This window comes from Luteibacter aegosomatissinici, from assembly GCF_023078495.1.
In the GTDB taxonomy this organism is placed as follows: Bacteria; Pseudomonadota; Gammaproteobacteria; order Xanthomonadales; family Rhodanobacteraceae; genus Luteibacter; species Luteibacter aegosomatissinici.
Genome location: NZ_CP095742.1, coordinates 1,068,855 through 1,087,210 on the forward strand (window position 1 = coordinate 1,068,855; position 18,356 = coordinate 1,087,210).

13 protein-coding genes are annotated in these 18,356 nt (G+C 64.6%); 6 read left to right on the plus strand and 7 right to left on the minus strand.

Annotation, left to right across the window (positions count from 1 at the left end; translation table 11 throughout):
• Positions 1-25: 25 nt before the first annotated feature.
• From recQ to zwf, 5 genes are all read left to right on the plus strand, one after another.
• Positions 26-1,837, plus strand: coding sequence for a DNA helicase RecQ (gene recQ, locus L2Y97_RS04745; RefSeq protein ID WP_247433670.1), 1,812 nt, complete (start codon positions 26-28; stop codon positions 1,835-1,837).
• A 188-nt stretch (positions 1,838-2,025) separates the two neighbouring features.
• On the plus strand, positions 2,026-3,678 hold the full coding sequence (gene ybaL / locus L2Y97_RS04750) for a YbaL family putative K(+) efflux transporter (RefSeq protein WP_247433673.1): 1,653 nt from the start codon (positions 2,026-2,028) through the stop codon (positions 3,676-3,678).
• 476 nt (positions 3,679-4,154) lie between these two features.
• Positions 4,155-5,219: a papain-like cysteine protease family protein gene (locus L2Y97_RS04755; protein ID WP_247436700.1), complete on the plus strand. Its 1,065-nt coding sequence runs from the start codon at positions 4,155-4,157 to the stop codon at positions 5,217-5,219.
• Positions 5,220-5,461: 242 nt separating this feature from the next.
• Complete coding sequence (locus tag L2Y97_RS04760; protein ID WP_247433676.1) at positions 5,462-7,288, plus strand: glycoside hydrolase family 15 protein; 1,827 nt, start codon at positions 5,462-5,464, stop codon at positions 7,286-7,288.
• Entirely contained in the window at positions 7,285-9,072 is a 1,788-nt protein-coding gene (gene zwf / locus L2Y97_RS04765; protein ID WP_247433678.1) for a glucose-6-phosphate dehydrogenase, read from the plus strand. Before L2Y97_RS04760 ends, zwf begins: the two co-directional genes overlap by 4 nt.
• 110 nt (positions 9,073-9,182) lie before the next feature.
• Here the strand turns inward: zwf and L2Y97_RS04770 are convergent, their stop codons facing one another.
• On the minus strand, positions 9,183-10,154 hold the full coding sequence (locus tag L2Y97_RS04770) for an AraC family transcriptional regulator (protein ID WP_247433681.1): 972 nt from the start codon (positions 10,152-10,154) through the stop codon (positions 9,183-9,185).
• 92 nt (positions 10,155-10,246) lie between these two features.
• Between L2Y97_RS04770 and L2Y97_RS04775 the strand changes: the two genes are divergently transcribed.
• On the plus strand, positions 10,247-11,077 hold the full coding sequence (locus L2Y97_RS04775; protein ID WP_247433684.1) for an oxidoreductase: 831 nt from the start codon (positions 10,247-10,249) through the stop codon (positions 11,075-11,077).
• A 65-nt stretch (positions 11,078-11,142) separates the two neighbouring features.
• On the opposite strand, the gene L2Y97_RS04780 is transcribed toward L2Y97_RS04775, so the two are convergent.
• From L2Y97_RS04780 to L2Y97_RS04805, 6 genes are all read right to left on the minus strand, one after another.
• Positions 11,143-11,322, minus strand: coding sequence for a hypothetical protein (locus tag L2Y97_RS04780; protein WP_247433686.1), 180 nt, complete (start codon positions 11,320-11,322; stop codon positions 11,143-11,145).
• Positions 11,319-12,404: a PepSY-associated TM helix domain-containing protein gene (locus tag L2Y97_RS04785; RefSeq protein WP_247433688.1), complete on the minus strand. Its 1,086-nt coding sequence runs from the start codon at positions 12,402-12,404 to the stop codon at positions 11,319-11,321. The genes L2Y97_RS04780 and L2Y97_RS04785 overlap by 4 nt, the downstream gene beginning before the upstream one ends.
• 71 nt (positions 12,405-12,475) lie before the next feature.
• Positions 12,476-14,926, minus strand: coding sequence for a TonB-dependent siderophore receptor (locus tag L2Y97_RS04790; protein ID WP_247433691.1), 2,451 nt, complete (start codon positions 14,924-14,926; stop codon positions 12,476-12,478).
• Between the two features lie 81 nt (positions 14,927-15,007).
• The gene (locus L2Y97_RS04795) at positions 15,008-16,033 is read right to left on the minus strand and encodes a FecR family protein (protein ID WP_247433694.1); all 1,026 of its coding nucleotides are present in this window, start codon (positions 16,031-16,033) and stop codon (positions 15,008-15,010) included.
• A complete protein-coding gene (locus tag L2Y97_RS04800; protein ID WP_247433697.1) occupies positions 16,033-16,539 on the minus strand; it encodes an RNA polymerase sigma factor in 507 nt (168 codons plus the stop codon). The genes L2Y97_RS04795 and L2Y97_RS04800 overlap by 1 nt, the downstream gene beginning before the upstream one ends.
• 111 nt (positions 16,540-16,650) lie before the next feature.
• On the minus strand, positions 16,651-18,351 hold the full coding sequence (locus tag L2Y97_RS04805) for a DUF3300 domain-containing protein (protein WP_247433700.1): 1,701 nt from the start codon (positions 18,349-18,351) through the stop codon (positions 16,651-16,653).
• Positions 18,352-18,356 lie beyond the last annotated feature (5 nt).

Here is an 18,356-nt window from a genome sequence, read left to right on the forward strand (position 1 = left end):
GAGCCCCGTTTGCTAGCATGTGCGGATGCAGTCTTCCGCGCTCGACATCCTTCATTCCGTTTTCGGCTATCCCGCCTTTCGCGGCCAGCAGCAGGCCATCGTCGACGAAGTCGCCGGCGGCGGCGACGCGCTGGTGCTGATGCCCACGGGCGGCGGCAAATCGCTGTGCTATCAGATCCCCGCGCTCATGCGTTACGGCACGGGCATCGTGGTGTCGCCCTTGATCGCGCTCATGCAGGATCAGGTCGATGCGCTGGTTGAAGCCGGCGTGAAGGCCCGTTATCTGAATTCCAGTCTCGACGCGCTCACCCAGCGCGAGGTGGAGGATCAATTACTCGCCGGCGAGCTGGATATGCTCTATGTGGCGCCGGAGCGCTTGCTCACCGGCCGTTTCCTTGCATTGCTCGATCGCATTCCCATCGCGCTGTTCGCGATCGATGAGGCCCATTGCGTCTCACAATGGGGCCACGATTTCCGCCCGGAGTATCGCGAGCTCACGCTGCTGCACGAGCGCTTCCCGGAAGTGCCGCGCATCGCGCTCACCGCCACGGCAGATGACCGCACCCGCGAGGAAATCGTCGATCGCTTGCGGCTGGGTGAGGCAAAGCGCTTCGTCTCCAGCTTCGACCGGCCGAACATTCGCTACCGCGTGGCGCCACGGCAGAACGCGCGCCGCCAGCTGCTCGATTTCCTCGATGCGCACCGCGGCGATGCGGGCATCGTGTATTGCCTGAGCCGGCGCAAGGTGGATGAAACGGCCGCGTGGCTCGCCGAAGCCGGTATCGATGCGCTGCCATACCATGCCGGGCTGGATCCGGATACGCGCCAGCGACACCAGCAGCGTTTCCTGCGCGAGGATGGCATTGTGATGGTCGCCACCGTCGCGTTCGGCATGGGCATCGATAAACCGGATGTGCGCTTCGTCGCCCACCTCGACCTGCCGCGCAGCATGGAGGGCTATTACCAGGAAACTGGCCGTGCGGGCCGTGATGGCCTGCCGGCGGAAGCGTGGATGGTCTACGGCCTGGGTGACGTGGTCACCATGAGCCAGATGATCGCGCAGTCCGAATCGGGCGATGACCGCAAGCGCATCGAGCGGCTCAAGCTCGATGCCTTGCTTGGCTACGCTGAGGCCACTCGTTGCCGGCGCCAGTTGTTACTCGAGGCCTTCGCGGAGCCGCACGACGGAAACTGTGGGAACTGCGATAACTGCCTGGTGCCACCCAAGACCTGGGATGCGACCCTCGCCGCACAGAAAGCCATGTCGGCCATCTACCGCAGCGGCCAGCGCTACGGCGCCGGTCACCTCATCGAAATCCTGCGTGGGGAAGCGGGCGATCGCGTACGCGAACTCAACCACGACAAGCTCAGTGTGTTCGGTGTCGGTGCCGACATGGATGCCACGCAGTGGCGCTCGGTGTTCCGCCAACTGCTCGCCGCCGGCCTGGTCGAGGCCGACCCGGAGGGCTACGGCACGTTGCGCCTTTCTGCGCAAAGCGGGCCGGTGCTGAAGGGCGAGCGCAAAGTGCAGCTGCGCGAGGACGCGCGGCCAGCGAAGGGCCGGCGCACGCGCGGCACCGCGCCGGCCGCCGGGAGCACGCTGGGCATCGAGGCGACCGAGGAACCGTTGTGGAATGACCTGCGTCGCGTTCGCGCCGAGCTTGCCAAGGCGCACGGCGTGCCGGCCTACGTCATCTTCCACGACGCCACGTTGCTCGCCATGTTGCGTGCGTTGCCGCAGGACGAGGATGAACTCTCGGCCATCAGTGGCGTGGGCGAAAGCAAGCTCAAGCGCTACGGCAAGGATTTCCTTGCCGTGCTGACGGCAGCATCCTGATCAGGATTGAGAGTATTCTCAAGCCCGTGCCAGCGTTGAAAAAAATCCGGTCGGCGCGCTTGCATCGTGAAGGGTTTGTCCCCAAACCTTAGGGGCTAGCCCCACATCGATACGTTCGACGACGTGACGAGACGAGGGTGCATGCCGTGGCACGCCGCCGCGGCCAACGACGACTCGGGGAGCCGCCCATGCACGACGCCACGCCACTCATTGCCACCATCGTCGGTGGCCTTGTCCTCGCCTTCATTTTTGGCGCCATTGCCAATCGCATACGGCTTCCGGTGATCGCGGGCTACCTGGTCGCTGGCGTGGTCGCCGGCCCATTTACACCTGGCTACGTCGCCGATGCGCATATCGCGCAGGAACTCGCGGATCTCGGCGTCATCCTGCTTATGTTCGGCGTGGGCCTGCACTTCTCGCTAAAGGACCTGCTCGCGGTAAAGAGCATCTCGATCCCCGGGGCCGCCGTGCAGATGGGCGTCGCGACGGGCCTGGGCATGCTGCTTGGCTGGGCGCTGGGCTGGCCCGTCGCGCAGGGTTTCGTCTTCGGCCTGGCCCTTTCGGTGGCGAGTACGGTGGTGCTGCTGCGTGCGATGGAAGAGCGCCGCCTGCTCGATAGCGACCGCGGCCGCATCGCCGTCGGCTGGCTCATCGTGGAAGACCTCGCCATGGTGCTGGCGCTGGTGCTGTTGCCTGCGCTGGCCGGGTTCCTCGGCGATGGGAAGGGTGATGCGCCGGGCATGGGCGAACTGGTGCAGACGGTGGCCATCACCATCGGCAAGGTTGTGCTGTTCGTCGCTGTCATGCTGATCATCGGCAAGCGCGCCATCCCCTGGATGCTGCAGGCCGTCTCCGGCACCGGATCGCGCGAGCTGTTCCGCCTGGCCGTGCTTGCCATCGCGTTGGGCGTGGCGTTCGGTGCCGCGCATCTGTTCGATGTGTCGTTCGAACTCGGCGCGTTCTTCGCCGGCATGATGATGGGTGAATCCAAGCTCTCGCAGCAGGCCGCCGAGGAAACGCTGCCGTTGCGAGATGCGTTCGCCGTGTTGTTCTTTGTTTCGATCGGCATGCTGTTCAACCCGCACGTGCTGGTGCAGCACCCGTGGCTGGTGCTGGCGGCTTGCCTCATCATCATCGTGGGTAAATCGGTCGCCGCCTTCGTCATCGTGCGCATGTTTGGCCGCCCGACCAAGACCGCGCTCACCATTGCCACCAGCCTGGCGCAGATTGGCGAGTTCTCTTTCATCCTGGCCGGCCTGGGTGTATCGCTCGGCCTGCTCAGTGAAGAAGCGCGCGACATCCTGCTGGCGGCCGCCATCGTGTCCATCCTGGTGAACCCGCTGCTGTTCGTGGCGCTGGACAAGTGGGTGGCGAAGCATGATTCGGATGCACCTGATGAGCATCCCGATATGCGCGGGCACACGGTGCTTGTCGGTTTCGGCTGGGTCGGCCGCAGGGTGTTCTCCGACCTGCGCGCCACCGGCGCGCCCATCCTGGTGATCGAAACCGATGAGGATGCGGTGCGTGAACTCCGCGAGCAGGGCACGGCCGATGTCGTCATCGGCAATGCGGCCGCGGCGCCCGTGCTCGCCGAAGCGAACCTCGCGGCGGCGCGGGCCCTGGTCGTGGCGGTGCCGGATCCGTTCGAAGCGGGGCAGGTGGTGCGTGCCGCCCGGGCACTGCGGGCCGATCTGCCCATCGTCGCCCGTGCCCATTCCGAGGAGTGCGTGAACCACCTGGCGGGCCTGGGCGCCAGCGAGGTCGTCTACGGTGAGCAGGAACTTGCGCACAGCATGTTCGAGGCCTGCCGCCCGAAGCCCGCGGCGACAAGCGGCCACTGAACAAGGCCCAGCGCACGCATTCGCAAGACACTGCCGGACACACTGCCCTAACGTTTCGCTGGCTAACGTAAACAGGTTAGCCAATTGACCAACGTCAGGAGTCGCTCCTGCGGTTAGCATGCGTCACCGCATTGTGGAATTCCGGGTCAGTGTCGCCGTTACGTGGCGCAACTGCGTGCATGCTCCATTGTTGGAATTCTCCGCCAATGGAGCGCTCAGAATCACAGCCTAAATTTGGCTTAATATATCGTAAGTACTTGTTATATTGTGATTTGTTGTGCTTCTTGTCATCTTGAACGACGCCATGTGCAGGTTGTAGAAGTTCTCTAGATGCCGGGGCTGGCCCGGCCATGACGTTGGAGAGGCACATGTCGATCAAGGATTTCGTCACTGCTACTGCGCGGCCGTTGCGGTCTAGGTTGCTGACGCAAGAAATATACGGGCGCCTGTTCAACTCGAGCAGCCTTCCATTCACAATGGAATACCAGCCTCAGACCAATTGGTGCTGGGCAGCGACATCGAAGAGCGTCTCCCACTTCTACTGGCGCACGAGCACATGGACACAATGCAGTGTCGCGGGTGCCGAGCTTGGCAGAAGCGATTGTTGCGATAGCAGCGTTCCGAGTCAGTGTAACGTTACCTGGTATCTCGATCGGGCTCTGCGACGCACACGCAATTTTCGACAGATGACCGGCCAAGTTACGTTCGCGCAGATCCAAACGGAGATCAATGCGGGAAGGCCCGTAGGCCTCCGGACGCAATGGGCTGGAGGTGGCGGGCACTTTCTCGTTGTTTACGGCTATGCAACGGAAGGTGTCTCAAATTATTTTTACCTTGCCGATCCCATCTACGGCACGAGCGTGCTTTCGATTGAGGACTTCAAAGTTCGGTATCAAGGCTCAGGATCTTGGACACACACCTATTTCACCGAGAGTTTCGTAGGCATGAAATTTAAGGTAACACTCCCAGATGTTCGAACCATCAACGCGATCTGGCATGCGCGTCCATTGCTGGAGCTGGATCGGCCGACGAGTGATGCCGATCGACCCGGGCGTGCCGATGCTTCTGAAATCGAGGTTGGATCCGCCTTGGAGATCTATGCGCTGGGCCTTGATTCACTGTTGCACAACGCGCCGAGCGCTGCGGTTTCGGTTGGACTTCGGGTATATGAGATTAGCGATGGGAACCCGCAGGCCTACTATGACGTCGACCTCCAAGATCCGAATAACCCTAGGGTGACCTCTGTATCCGGTTCAGAGAGCCATATTCGGAGCGTACGACATGCCCTCGACGCGGCATTGGCAGTCGATTTCGCCGGTGCCGAAGGTGACTACGAAGTTGATGTGCGGCTTCTCAGGGTGCCCGCACTGAACTTCGAAGCAATATGGCTCCACCTGCCGCCGGGCAGTAGCGATGAGATTGTTCCGCTACGCCCCTTCGGTCGCCTCGCGGCTTTCAAGAAGGTTTCATGGGCTAGCGCCCTCGGACAGTTACGTGAGCATGCCGCTTCAGTGGGGACGGACGATACATTGGGTGGGTAACGCCCTCGTCGTCTTGGTAACTTTGGCTGGCGCCGTAGGGTGTCGCGCCCGACTTTTGGCCAGTCCCTGAAGAGGCGTTCTTTCACACGATAGTTGCTCACCGATAGCCTTCCATTGGGCAACCTCCTTTCTGCATGGCCAGATCCAGGCAAGCGCACGCATTCGCAAGACACTGCCGGACACACTGCCCTAACGTTTCGCTGGCTAACGTAAACAGGTTAGCCAAGCGAAACGGAGGCAAGATGGCATCCCGGATCGAAGATTACGCCATGCTCGGCAACTGCCGAAGTGCGGCACTGGTGGCGCGCAACGGCTCAATCGACTGGTTATGCCTGCCGCGATTCGATTCCCCGGCGTGCTTCGCGGCGCTGCTGGGCGATGAAAACAACGGCCGCTGGGCGCTGGCCCCGGCCGATCCCGATGCCACCTGCACCCGCCAGTACCTCGATGGCAGCCTGGTGCTCGAAACCACCTGGACCACCGCCACGGGCAAGGCCCGGGTGATCGATTTCATGCCGTTCGCCGGTGAGCAGGTCGGCATTACCCGTATCGTCGAGGGCATCGAGGGCCGGGTGGATTTCGAGAGCCACCTCACGGTGCGCTTCGACTATGGCAATGCGCTGCCATGGGTGAATTCCCACGATGACGGGTCGCTAACGGCCATCGCCGGCCCCGACATGCTGGTGCTGCGTACGCCCGTCGAAATGGAGGGCGAGGGCATGGAAAGCGTCGGCCGGTTCAGTGTCGGCAAGGGCGATGCGACGCCGTTTGTCATGGCGTGGGGCCCGTCACACCTCGCGCCGCCCGAACCGCTGGATCCCGCCCGGGCGTTGAAGGATTCCCTGGACTACTGGGAAGGCTGGTCGAATCGCTGCAACGGCAGTGGCGAGTGGAGCGATATCGTCCGCCGCTCGCTCATCGTGCTCAAGGGCCTTAGCTACGAGCCCACCGGCGGTATCGTGGCCGCGCCCACCACCTCCCTGCCGGAACAGTTCGGTGGCGAGCGCAACTGGGATTACCGGTTCTGCTGGGCACGCGACGCCACGTTCGTGCTTTCCGCGCTGGTCAATGCGGGCTACCACGATGAGGCCAGCGCGTGGCGCGACTGGGTCCGTCGCGCCGTGGCGGGCTCGCCTGGGCAATTGCAGGTGCTGTACGGCCTGGCCGGTGAGCGCCGCCTGGAGGAATACGAGATCACCTGGCTGAACGGCTACGAGGGCGCGCGCCCCGTGCGCGTGGGCAACGCGGCCTCGAACCAGTTCCAGCTGGATATCTTTGGCGAGCTGATCGGCGCGTTTTCGCACGCGATGAAACACGGCGTGGTGCTCCACCCCGAGGCCGATAACGTCCAGGCCGTGTTCCTCGACCATCTGGCGGCGATATGGCGCCATCCCGATGAAGGCATCTGGGAGATTCGCGGCGAGCCCCGGCACTTCGTCCACTCCAAGGTCATGGCGTGGCTGGCCTTCGCAAAGGCGGCCGAGCAGAAGCGCGACGGGATCGATCCGCATTACGTGAAGCGCTGGCGCAGCATCGCCGACGAGATCAAGGCCGATATCCTGGCCAAGGGCGTGGACCCGGTGCGCGGCTGCCTTACCCAGTCCTACGGATCCACCGAGCTCGATGCGAGCCTGCTGCTGGTGACGCTGACCGATTTCCTGCCGCCGGATGATCCGCGCATCGTGGCCACGGTCAAGGCGATCGAGGAGGACCTGATCGTGGGCGGCTTCGTGCGCCGCTACGACACCCGCTCGGGTGTCGATGGCTTGCCGCCGGGCGAGGGCGAGTTCCTGCCGTGCAGCTTCTGGCTGGTCGAAAATTACGTGATGCTGGGCCGGATGGACGAGGCCCGGGCCATGTTTGAGCGCCTTATCGCACTCACGAACGACCTCGGCCTGCTCGCGGAGGAGTACGATCCCCGGACGAAACGTCTCTTGGGCAATTTCCCACAAGCCTTTTCGCATGTCGCGTTGGTTAATGCCGCCTTTAGTCTGGCGAATGGTTACAGCGCGACAGCCGACATCCACGCTACCCCCGAATCCACCGTTCCCCAAGGAGTCAGTGCATGAGCCAAGCCCAACCGAAGCGCGCGACCTCCCGCGCTCATCCGGCCGACCCGTGTACCGTTGTAATCTTCGGCGCCGCCGGCGACCTCACCAGCCGCCTGGTCGTCCCCGCGCTGTACAACATGCGCCGTACCGGCTTGCTGGCCGATAACTTTGCGATCGTGGGTTTCAACCACGGCAAGATGTCGGACAACGCCTGGAAGGGCAACCTGCACAAATCGCTGGAGCGTTATGTCTCCGGCGCCGGCCAGCGCCTGGATGAAGAGGCCTGGGGCTGGCTGAGCAGCCAGATGACGTATTTCTCGGGCGATTTTGACGATGCCTCGTCGTTCCAGGCCCTGGCGACCAAGTTGAAGGACATCGACCGCAAGCGCGGCACCCAGGGCAACGTGCTGTTCTACCTGGCCACGCCCGAGCGCTTCTTTGGCGATGTGATCGAGCAACTGCGCGATGCCGGCCTCACCCAGGATGGTGGCGTGGACGGCGATCACTGGCGCCGCGTCATTATCGAAAAGCCGTTTGGCCACGACCTGGCCTCGGCCAACGCGCTGAACGCACGCATCCTGAAGGTGCTGCGCGAGGACCAGATCTATCGCATCGACCACTTCCTTGGTAAGGAAACGGTGCAGAACATCATGGCCTTCCGCTTTGCGAATGGCCTGTTCGAACCGATCTGGAACCGTGACCGTATCGACCACGTGCAGATCACCGTGGCCGAAACCGTCGGCGTGGAACGTCGCGGCTCGTTTTACGAGCAGACCGGTGCCATGCGTGACATGGTGCCGAACCACCTGTTCCAGCTGCTGGCCATGGTGGCCATGGAGCCGCCGACCTCGTTTGATGCCGAGGCGGTGCGCACCCGCAAGGCCGAGGTGATCGAGGCGATCCGCCCGATCTCGCCGGAAGATGCCGTGCGTGGCCAGTACGGCCCGGGCGCGGTGAACAGCGAGCTGGCCCGCGCATACCGCGATGAGCCGGACGTGGCGCCGGATTCGGTCACGGAAACGTTCGTGGCCATGAAGCTCTCCATCGATACCTGGCGCTGGTCGGGCGTGCCGTTCTACCTGCGCACCGGCAAGCACATGGGCCGCCGCACCACCGAGATCGCCATCCGCTTCAAGAGCGCGCCCATGGCGCCGTTCCGCGGCACCGGCATGGATGCGTTCGGCCCCGATTGGCTGGTGCTGCAGATCCAGCCGGACGAAGGTATCTCGCTGCAGTTCGACGTGAAGCGCCCCGGCCCGCGCGTGGAGCTCGCCCCCGTGCGCATGGATTTCAAGTACGCCGACTGGTTCCGCGCCGAACCAAACGTGGGTTACGAAACGCTGCTTTACGATTGCATGACCGGCGATGCGACGCTGTTCCAGCGCGCCGACATGGTCGAGGCCTGCTGGCGCGCCGTGCAGCCGGTGCTGGATGACTGGGCACAGCGCACCCCGGCGGATTTCCCGAACTACGCCTCGGGCAGCGCCGGCCCGGCTTCGTCGGATACGTTGCTGGCCATGGGTGGCCGTTCGTGGCGTCCGCTGAACACCGGCACGGAACCGGCACGCCGTGCGGCTCGCCAGAAGGCCGAAGCCGGTGGCGCCGCACTGGCGGCGAAAGAACCGGCGAAGCCGACGGCACGCAAGCGTGCGGCGGCGAAGAAGGTGCTTCGCGCTGCGTCGGTGAAGAAGGCGGCGCCTGCAAAGAAAGCGGCCGTGAAGAAGGTGGCCGTGAAGAAAGCACCGGCCAGGAAGACAACGGCCCGCAAGGCAGCGACAAAGAAACGCACCACAAAGCGTTGATAAAAAGGGGCCCTCCGGGGCCCCTCATCTTTTGTAGGAGCGCGCTTGTGGGCGATCCGGTCTGCCGCAAGCACACACCGCGCGCGAGCGCGCTCCTACAAGGATGTTTGTTAGTGTGAGGAAACAAACGCCGAGTCGGCGAAGGCTTCGGGTAATGCGAAGCTGTTGCGCATCCGTCGTGCTTCGGCGGAGGGTGATGAACCAAACAGGCGCTTGAACTCGCGGCTGAATTGCGACGGGCTGGTGTAGCCTACCGCGTGGCTCGCGGCCTCTGCCGTCATGCCCTGGCGCACCATGAGCAGACGCGCCTGGTGCAGGCGTGTCGACTTCACGTATTGCATGGGCGATACATTCGTAATCGCCTTGAAATGACTGTGGAAGCTGGGTGCGCTCATGCCGGCTTCTTCGGCTAGCTCGGCGACATCGAGCGGGCGCGGGTACTCGGCATGGATGAGTCGCAGCGAGCGGCTGATCTTGCCGAACTGGCCGCGCGTGGCCAGGGCTTCGCGCATGGAGGCACCCTGGGCACCGGTGAGTACTCGGTAGTAGATCTCGCGCAATAAACCTGGGCCGAGCACCGCGGCATCGAGCGGCTTGTGCATGGCTTCGAGGAAGCGCAGGACGGTGTCCTGCATGGCTCCGTCCATGCGCGTGGACAACATGCTTCGCGGTGCCTGCGCCGTTGTGACATCGCCAGATGCATCGATCTGGTCGGCGAGTTCGGCTGCCAGCGCGAAGTCAAGATGCAGGTATAGCGCGAGCAGGGGATGCTCCGGGGTCGCATCCGTTTCCATGGTGAAGGGGACGGGCACCGATACGGCCAAGTAGTGGTCTTCGTCGTACACGTACACCTGGTCGCCGAAGTAGCCGCGCTTGCGGCCCTGGCAGACGATGACGATGCCGGGGTCGTAGAGCACCGGGGTGCGGGCGAGCGGGCGGTCGGAGCGCAGAATGCGGACGCTGGGGATGGCGGTGAGGTTGTAGCCCTCCTCCGGGCCTAGCGCATGAAGGAGCGCCACCGTGCGCTCCCGGGTGGGGCTGCGTGGCGTCGTGTACTTCGGGGTGACGGGGCGCTTTCTCATAGGAATAGGCAAGAAAAGTAGCGAATTTCAGCTTATGGAGGAGGTCTGCCGAGTTCATTATGCATCCCAAGGCACCTCAGTGGAGACGCGACATGACGAGCAAAAAGACCCTTCTCATTACCGGTGTAAGCAGCGGCTTCGGCCGGGCGCTGGCGCAGGAGGCGCTGGCCGCTGGCCACACGGTCGTGGGCACCGTCCGCAGCGAAGATGCCCGGCGCGAGTTCGAATCGCTGCACGCCCAAGCGGTGGGCCGCATCCTCGACGTTACCGATTTCGATGCGATTGAAGGCGTTGTGGCCGAACTCGAGGCAAGCACGGGCCCGATCGACGTGCTGGTCAACAACGCCGGCTACGGCCACGAAGGCATCATGGAGGAATCGCCGATGGCGGATCTTCGTCGGCAGTTCGACGTGAACGTGTTCGGCGCCGTGGCCATGATGAAGGCTGTGCTGCCCTACATGCGCGAACGCCGCCGTGGCCACATCCTCAACATCACCTCGATGGGCGGCCACATCACGATGCCCGGTATTACCTATTACTGCGGCAGCAAGTTCGCGCTGGAGGGCATTTCCGAGGCGCTGGGCAAGGAAGTCGCCGCGCTGGGGATTCATGTGACGGCGGTGGCGCCGGGATCCTTCCGCACCGATTGGGCAGGCCGCTCCATGGTCCGCACGGCGCGCACCATCAGCGATTACGACGCCATCTTCGATCCGATCCGCAAGGCGCGCGAGGAGAAGAGCGGTAAGCAACTGGGTGACCCGGTGAAGGCGGCGCGGGCCATGCTGGCGGTGATCGACGCCGCGAACCCACCGGCGCATCTGCTACTGGGCAGCGATGCGTTGAAGCTGGTGCGTGACAAGCTCGCCTCGTTCGACGCATCGATCAGTGAGTGGGAACGCCTGACTGTATCGACCGACGGCTAACCTGTAGGAGCGCGCTTGCGCGCGATGGGTGCTCGCGGCAGCGTCGATCGCGCGCGAGCGCGCTCCTACAAAGCGCGGCGCAACAGCACCACGAATATCGCGATTGGAACCGCCAGCAGCAGCCATGCAGCGGGCTGCCAAGCCGGGCTGGCTAACAGCGCGATGAACAGGCCGGCGAGCACGCAGGCTGCCATCGCCACGGGGAGCGCGATCAGGCCGCGAGGCCGTTGGCTAGGCCGGCTCATGTGATCACTTCCGTCATCGGGGCGACGCGACGACGGCGTCGGCTGATCCAAAGGTAGATGCCACTCACCAGCACAACGATCGCGCCGATATCGAACAACAGCCACAGAAGCTTGAGCGGCAGGCCGCCGTAATCGCCGAAATGCAGCGGTCGCGAGACCTCGAGCATGGAGAGGTACCAGGGCAACTGCTCACCGTCGATGACCTCGCCGGTGCTGGCATGGATGAGGACAGGCGTCAGCAGTTCGCGACGAAGCGGCGTATCGCCATGCAGCCATACCAGGTAGTGATGAGGCTGGTGCCGCGCCTCGCTGGGGAAAAGGATACTGGCGACGGTCTCGTGGGGGTGGCGACGCAAGGCCTCGTCCATGGCGAACTGGACGGCGATCCTGGTTGTCGTGTCAGGCGTGCGAGAGGGGCCAGGCGTACCCGGCTGCCCGGCGAGCATGCGTGCGACATCCGTGGCTTGCCACAAACCGAACAAGGGTTTCTCAAGGGTGTTCATCACACCGGTCAGGCCAACCACGCCGAACCATGCCAGCAGCACCATGCCAAGTACGTTGTGCAGATCCAGCCAGCGTAGCCGCGTATTGCCACGCAGGCGCAACGTGCCAGCCCCGCCGCGCGGTGTGAACGGTGGATAGAGCACCACGCCGGATACGAGTGCGGCGACGAACAGCAATCCCATGAGGCCGAGTAGCAAGGTGCCGGGCAGGCCGAGCGTGAGGCTCCCGTGCACCGCGAGCATCACATCCATGAAAGAGATGCGCTGCGTGCCCGCCTGGCGCTGGTCATCGAGCAAGGCACCTGTGTGCCGGTCGTACTTTACCCAGTGATAAGCGCTGGCCTTGTCGATCAGCCCGATCGTCGCCATGCCCTCGTCGTCATCGGGCAGGCTGATGAAGTTCGTGGCATCACCCGGATAGCGGGCCTGTGCCGAAGCCAGTAGGTGATCCAGCGAGAGCAGCGGCGCCCCCGGCGCGGCCTCGGCGGAGTGCGGCGTGCCCAGCGCATCGCTGATCTCGTCCTGGAAGATCAGCGGTAGCCCGGTCAGGCAAAGCACGAGCAGGAACACGGTGCACACGAGGCTTGACCACGTATGCACCGCGCGCCACCGCCGCAGCGCGGTAGCGGATAGTCCCGGACGCGTTGCGCTCACAACGATTTGCGGATCGTGAGCATCGTGTTGCGCGGATCACCGTAGATGCCGAAGTACGATGCCGGCACACGGGCGAAGTACTTGCGATCAAAGATGTTGTTCACGGTCAGGGTCAGCAGCCAGTCGCGATCGAACTGGTAACCCACCTGCCCGTCGAACACCGCGTAGCCGCTCTGGGTGATCGTGCCGCGCGTCGTGCTGCTCAGGATGCGCGTACCGCCACCCACGCGGAACCCGTGCGGCGTATCCCCTTCAAAGCGGTAGACACTCCACAGTTTGAAGGTCTTCTTCGGTTCTTCCGAATCGAACACCTGGCCCGCGTTGGTGGCGTCTTTCAGGTAGCGGGTGAGCAAGTAGGTGTAGCCCGCCTGCAGGTCCCAGCCCGCCGCGAGCCGGCCGCTCACTTCGGTTTCCCAACCCTGGCTCTGCGCCTTGCCGGCGGCGATGTAGTAGTTCGGGTGCTCCGGGTCGTCGTACGCGCGGTTCTGGTCGCGCAGGCGGAACGCCGCGAACGAGGCGGTGAGCCTGCCATCCAGGAACTCGCCCTTCAGTCCGGTCTCGTACTGCTTGCCCGTGCGCGGCTTCAGGGCCGTGCCGGAGAAGGTCAGGTTGTTCTGCGGCACGAACACGGTGGTGTAGCTCGCGTAGGCCGAGAGCCAGCTGTTGATGTCGTAGACAACGCCCACGTAGGGCGAGGCCTTGTGATCGACATCCGGCGCGTCGACCCACTCGCCCAGCGGCGTGGGCGAACCGGCCTTCGTCTTGCTGCGGTAGTTGGTGAACTGGCTGCCCAGCAGTACGCTCCAGTCGTCTGCCGGCTTAAGGCGCAGCGCGGCGTACAACCCGTACTGCGTGGTCTCGGTCAGGCTGCGGCTGGTGAAAGGAATCTCCGGTCGCGGGATCCCGGTCAGATCCATGACGTCCACGCCGCCGTCGACATCGAAACCACCGCTCCAGCTGTCCGCCGTCTGTCGTGCGTAGTTGAAACCGACGATTAGCTGCTGCGGCCGCCCCCAGAGCTCGAACGGACCCGAGATATTCATATCGGCGCCGGTCCAGCTACCGTCCGTGTACTGGCGTTGCAGCCAGTAATCAGCGTGGTTATCTGGCTGCACCAGGCCATCGATGTAACCGTACTTCGACGCATCGGTGGTCGAGCGGCGGTCGATGTTGATCTTGCCGTGCCAGTCGTTGCCGAAGTCGTGGTCGAGCTCGGCGTAGTAATCGTTTAGCGTGGGCTTGTCGTAGCTCCAGTCGGTGCCATAGAACTGCGAGCGCGGTGCATCCAGCGCCTGGCCGTGGGGCGGGATCGCATACACCGACTGGCCCCAATCGAGCGGGTTGTTGCGTTCGTGCTGGTACGCGGCTGACAAGGTCAGCATCGTCGAAGGCGACAGGTCGAACTCCACCACACCGTAGAAAAACTGGTGGCGTGAGTTGGCCTTGTCGTAAAAGTAATCGTGGTCCTGCGTGGAGATCACTGCGCGGCCGCGGATGGTGCCATCGCTGTTGAGCGGCGAGCTGCCATCCAGCGTGGCCTGGTAGGTATTCCACGAGCCCGCCGACACACTGCCACCCCAGCCGGCTTCTTCAAGCGGGCGCTTGCGCACCAGGTTCACCGTGCCGCCCGGGCTGCCCTGGCCTTGCAGGATGCCCGCGGGGCCGCGAAAGATCTCCAGGCGGTCGTACATGGCCAGGTCGAACTGCGACTGGTACTGCAGGCCGTTGTTCGCGGCAATGCCGTCGAACTGCACATCGGGCTGGTAGCCGCGCGACTGGAAATACGACGTGCCGACACCGTAAAGCACGGCGGTGATGCCGGTGGTGCGGTTGAGCACGTCGTACACGCTGACCATGTTCTGGTCATCCATGCGCTGGCGGGTCACGACGGAGATGGAGCTCGGCATCTCGCGCGGCGAGAGTGCCAGCTTCCCGAACGACACCTCGTTCGCGGCGTAACCCTCGGTGACGCCATGCACGTTGACGCCTTCGAGGTCTTCGACCTTGTTGCCTGCGCGACGGCGCGCGGCTTGCGAGGCGGTCGCGGGTGCGCCGGCGGCCTTCGGTGTGGTCTTCATCGGCGTCGGCGCGCCAACGCGTTGCAAACGCACCGAACCGTCATCGCCCAGGCGGTAATCGATACCGGAGTGGGCCAGCAAGCGCTTGAGCGCATCGGCGGTCGCCAGGTGGCCATCCACGGCGGGCGCTTCCAGGCCGGTGGTAAGCGAGGCGTCATACACCAGCACGGTATCGCTCTGTTCGGCAAAGCGGTTCAGTGCCTGAGCCAACGGGCCGGCGTCGATGTGGAAGTCTCGGGCCGCTTCGAGCGCCGCCTGCGGGGCGGCGACGCCAGCGCCGGCCCAGGCAAGGCCTAGCGCCAGGCACCGGTAGCGCACACGCAGGCGCGGGGTAGAAGAGGCGAGCGGACGTGGAACAGCAGCGGGCATCGGACCATCCATCAAGGAGAAATGAGCATCAATCTCATTTAAGACGGATGAGGACGGCGCATGAGGATGTCGTCGGCGGAATTATTTTTGCGCTCGGCCGCGGAGGATGACGAGGCCAAGCCCGAGATGGGTGGCGCGCAAGCCAAGGTTGGCCTCGATGACACGGAGTGCCGCAAGCGGGTCGTTGGTCCGGAACACACCGCTTACCCGCCGCGACGCGGCCCCGTCGCCCAGGAGCACAATGCGTCCGCTGTAATAGCGGTTGAGTTCGGCTACCACGTCGCTGAGCGGGCGGTCGACGAAGACGAGGCGGCCGCGGGTCCAAGCCATGGCGGCATCCGCGTCCACCGCGGCGACGGTCGGGATGCGGTCGTCGTCGACCAGCGTGGCGCTTTCGCCCGCATGCACGAGCGCTTTGCCACCTGGCGCCGCGAGCTCTACCAGGCCGCTGGCCACGACCACCTGCGTGGTATTGCCGTCACGCTTCAACTGGAACGTGGTGCCGATATCCGTGACGACCACCTGGCCGGCATGCACCCGGAAGGGGCGTGGGTCGTTGTGGCCCACGTTGAACGAGACCGTGCCTGTGAGCACCTGCACATCACGCCATGCCGCATCGTCACCAATGCGGAGGGCGCTGCCCGTATCGAGCTGGGCCGCGCTCCCACCCGCGAGCGCCAGGCTCTGCGTTTCGCCGGTGGCGGTGCGCGCATCGGCGCGCAGTGCGATATCCGCGCGTGGGTACTGCCAAACGCCCAGGGCGATAAGTAGCGCAGCAACGCATGCCGCGGCGAGGGCAGGGCGGTAGCGGCGCTTTTGCTGTTGCCCGCGTGGGCCCGCGTGCGCGGCGCGCGGGCGCGGCCCTGCTGCGGCACGCGGGGCACCCACCATATCGAGTTCGCGCCACGTCGCCTGCGCCCGCTCCAAGGCCTCGGCATGCGCCGGGTTTTCGTCCAGCCATGCCTGCAATGCCAAGCGCTCGGCATCGCTCAGGCTGCCGGCATCGAGCCGGACGACCCATCCTGCGGCCTGCTGGCGGGCATTCGCGTTGTAGGTGGGTTGCTGCGGCATGGCGGGTTCGGCGAGCCGGTGGCGACGAGCGCGCATTATGCCCCTGCCTCGTCGAGTCGTGCCTGGCAATGGGTTAGCGCCTTGCGCAGGTGCTTCTCCACCATGTTGCGGCTGATGCCCAACTGGTCGGCAATCTGCTGCGGCTCCATGTGCTCCAGCTTGCGCAGGCGGAAGACTTCGCTGCAGCGGGGCGGTAACTCGGCGACGGCATCGGCAAGAATCTGCAGGCGCTGATGCCCCGCGATATGGGCCTCGCTATCCGGCGCGCCATCGGCCACCTCGGGCAGCTCGCCGCTTTCGAAATGGCGCTCGCGCACTTCGCGCTCACGCAGCCAGTCGAGGGAGAGGTTCCCGGCGATGCGGTAAAGGAAGGCCAGCGGATTTCGCACCACCGTGGCCTCATCGAGCATGGCCACCTTGACGTAGGTTTCCTGGACGATGTCGGCGGCGGTTTCCGGCGAACGCATGCGCCGCTCCACGAAGCGGCGCAGGGGTTCGTAATGGTTCTGCAGGACCCGCAACAGTGGTGCAGGGCCCTGCACCGCTGTTACATCCTCCTGATACCCGGCTTCACCCCCCACCTTGCCCGCCTTAGCGCCCCTTAGATAAGAATAATTATCATTTCAAGGCGTGCTGCGGTGCAAGGGCGCCAGCTAGTCATGCTTCTTGTGGTCGTCGTGGTGTTGTTGCTGGGGCGCCGGCCGCGCTTGCTCGTGGTGCTCCTGCGGCTGGGGCTGCGGGCGTGGCTGCTGCTGCGGCTGCCTCGGTTCAGGGCGCGGCATCTCGCGGGGGGCCTGGAAGTGCTGCTCGGGTTGTGGTGCCGGGCGCGGCGCCTGGAAGTGCTGCTCGGGTTGCGGTGCCGGGCGCGGTGCCTGGAAATGTTGCTCGGTTTGCTCCGGGCGCGGCATGTCGCGCGGTCGTTCGGCGCGCTGAGGATCGAAGCGCTGCGGCTCGTTACGTTGTGGCGACGGTTCGTTGTTGCGAGGCATTGGCGGTGCATGGGCAACCTGCGGCTGGGCCTGTACCTGCGGTTGAGCATGAACCGGCTGCTGCCTGGGTTGTGACGGAATCTCGCGAGGCGCCTGAGGCATGTGCGCCGTCGGGTGGGGCGGCTGGCCAGGCGCCGCCGCTTGCGTTGCCGCGGCCTCCCGTCCGATGGGCGAACCGCCCCGGCCGTCAAAGCCATGCTCGCCCGGGCGCGGCGCAGAAATCGCTGGCCGCGCATTGGGCGCGGTGGCATGCATCGCGCCCGGGGTGAAGTTCGGCCGCTGCATATGCGCGTAATCAGGTTGCGCGGGGCGCGGCGGCGGGGCGCCCGGGCCTTGCGGTCCACGCGGTGGTTCACCGGGTCGGTTGAAGGTGTTGTTGAAGTTGTGACGGTTATCGATGTGCACCGAGCGATCGACGAAGCGGTTGTTCACCACCGTGCGGTTCACGACATACGGGTGGTTGTCGTACACCACGGCCGGGCGGCCGCCATCGCGGTGTCCACCCCACGAGGTGTGCCAGCTATCCCAGCCCCAGGGGCGGTCGTGGTGGTCATGGTGGGCGAACAGTTCGCCGACGACGATACCGGCGCCGAACGCGACCACGCCTGCGATAGCGGCATCCCGATAGCCGTAAGAGGGTTCGACGTAGCGGGTTTCGTACACGGTGGAATACACCGGCTCACCGTACACGACATCAGGATCGTACTCGGGGACATACACGACACCCGGATCCGCCGGTTCGATCTCGATGGTTTGTGCGGGCGGGCCGACGATTTCGTCCTGCTCCACCACCGTCTGCGACACGGGCTCGCCGCGATCCACGACCTGCACTTTCTGTTGCGAGGTGCTCTTCAGGTTGCCCTTGGCCTGCGCGCGCGAACGCATCACCTGGATCGCGTTCATCACATCGGAGGGCTCGTTCGCATAGGCCTGGCCGAGCGCATCGGTCCATTCGCCGTTGTTCGCCATCTGGTCGAGCACGGCGGGGAAGGCGACCAGCGATTTCACGCTGGGATCCCACGGTTGGCTATCTGCCGCATCAATCAGCGCGGCACCGGTGAGATCGCGGTGGCCCTGGACGAACTGGCGGGCATCATCGACCTGGTCGGGATGCGTCGATGCGGCGAGCGTCTGCGCGACGAGGTTATCGGGGAACAGGGCGATGGGGGCAACGAGCGCATAGAGCTGTTCGGCGGTCGGGCGCTGATAGGGCGCGGCCTGGACATCGGGCGCCGGCGCGCTTGCCGCGGCCACGGGCGTATCGGCCGCCTGGGCAGGGGGCTCGCGGTTGCACGCGGCAAGGGCCGTCACGACGGCGGCCGAGAGAAGGGTCTTCAGGGAAACGTCGCGGAACGTTCGTGACATCGGGG

What these genes read in the sequence shown, in the direction of transcription:
- L2Y97_RS04795 (WP_247433694.1), bottom strand. Translation starts at nt 16,033, where the DNA reads ATGCGCGCTCGTCGCCACCGGCTCGCCGAACCCGCCATGCCGCAGCAA.
- L2Y97_RS04760 (WP_247433676.1), top strand. Translation starts at nt 5,462, where the DNA reads ATGGCATCCCGGATCGAAGATTACGCCATGCTCGGCAACTGCCGAAGT.
- recQ (WP_247433670.1), top strand. Translation starts at nt 26, where the DNA reads ATGCAGTCTTCCGCGCTCGACATCCTTCATTCCGTTTTCGGCTATCCC.
- L2Y97_RS04770 (WP_247433681.1), bottom strand. Translation starts at nt 10,154, where the DNA reads ATGAGAAAGCGCCCCGTCACCCCGAAGTACACGACGCCACGCAGCCCC.
- L2Y97_RS04805 (WP_247433700.1), bottom strand. Translation starts at nt 18,351, where the DNA reads ATGTCACGAACGTTCCGCGACGTTTCCCTGAAGACCCTTCTCTCGGCC.
- L2Y97_RS04775 (WP_247433684.1), top strand. Translation starts at nt 10,247, where the DNA reads ATGACGAGCAAAAAGACCCTTCTCATTACCGGTGTAAGCAGCGGCTTC.
- L2Y97_RS04780 (WP_247433686.1), bottom strand. Translation starts at nt 11,322, where the DNA reads ATGAGCCGGCCTAGCCAACGGCCTCGCGGCCTGATCGCGCTCCCCGTG.
- L2Y97_RS04790 (WP_247433691.1), bottom strand. Translation starts at nt 14,926, where the DNA reads ATGCCCGCTGCTGTTCCACGTCCGCTCGCCTCTTCTACCCCGCGCCTG.
- zwf (WP_247433678.1), top strand. Translation starts at nt 7,285, where the DNA reads ATGAGCCAAGCCCAACCGAAGCGCGCGACCTCCCGCGCTCATCCGGCC.
- L2Y97_RS04755 (WP_247436700.1), top strand. Translation starts at nt 4,155, where the DNA reads ATGGAATACCAGCCTCAGACCAATTGGTGCTGGGCAGCGACATCGAAG.
- ybaL (WP_247433673.1), top strand. Translation starts at nt 2,026, where the DNA reads ATGCACGACGCCACGCCACTCATTGCCACCATCGTCGGTGGCCTTGTC.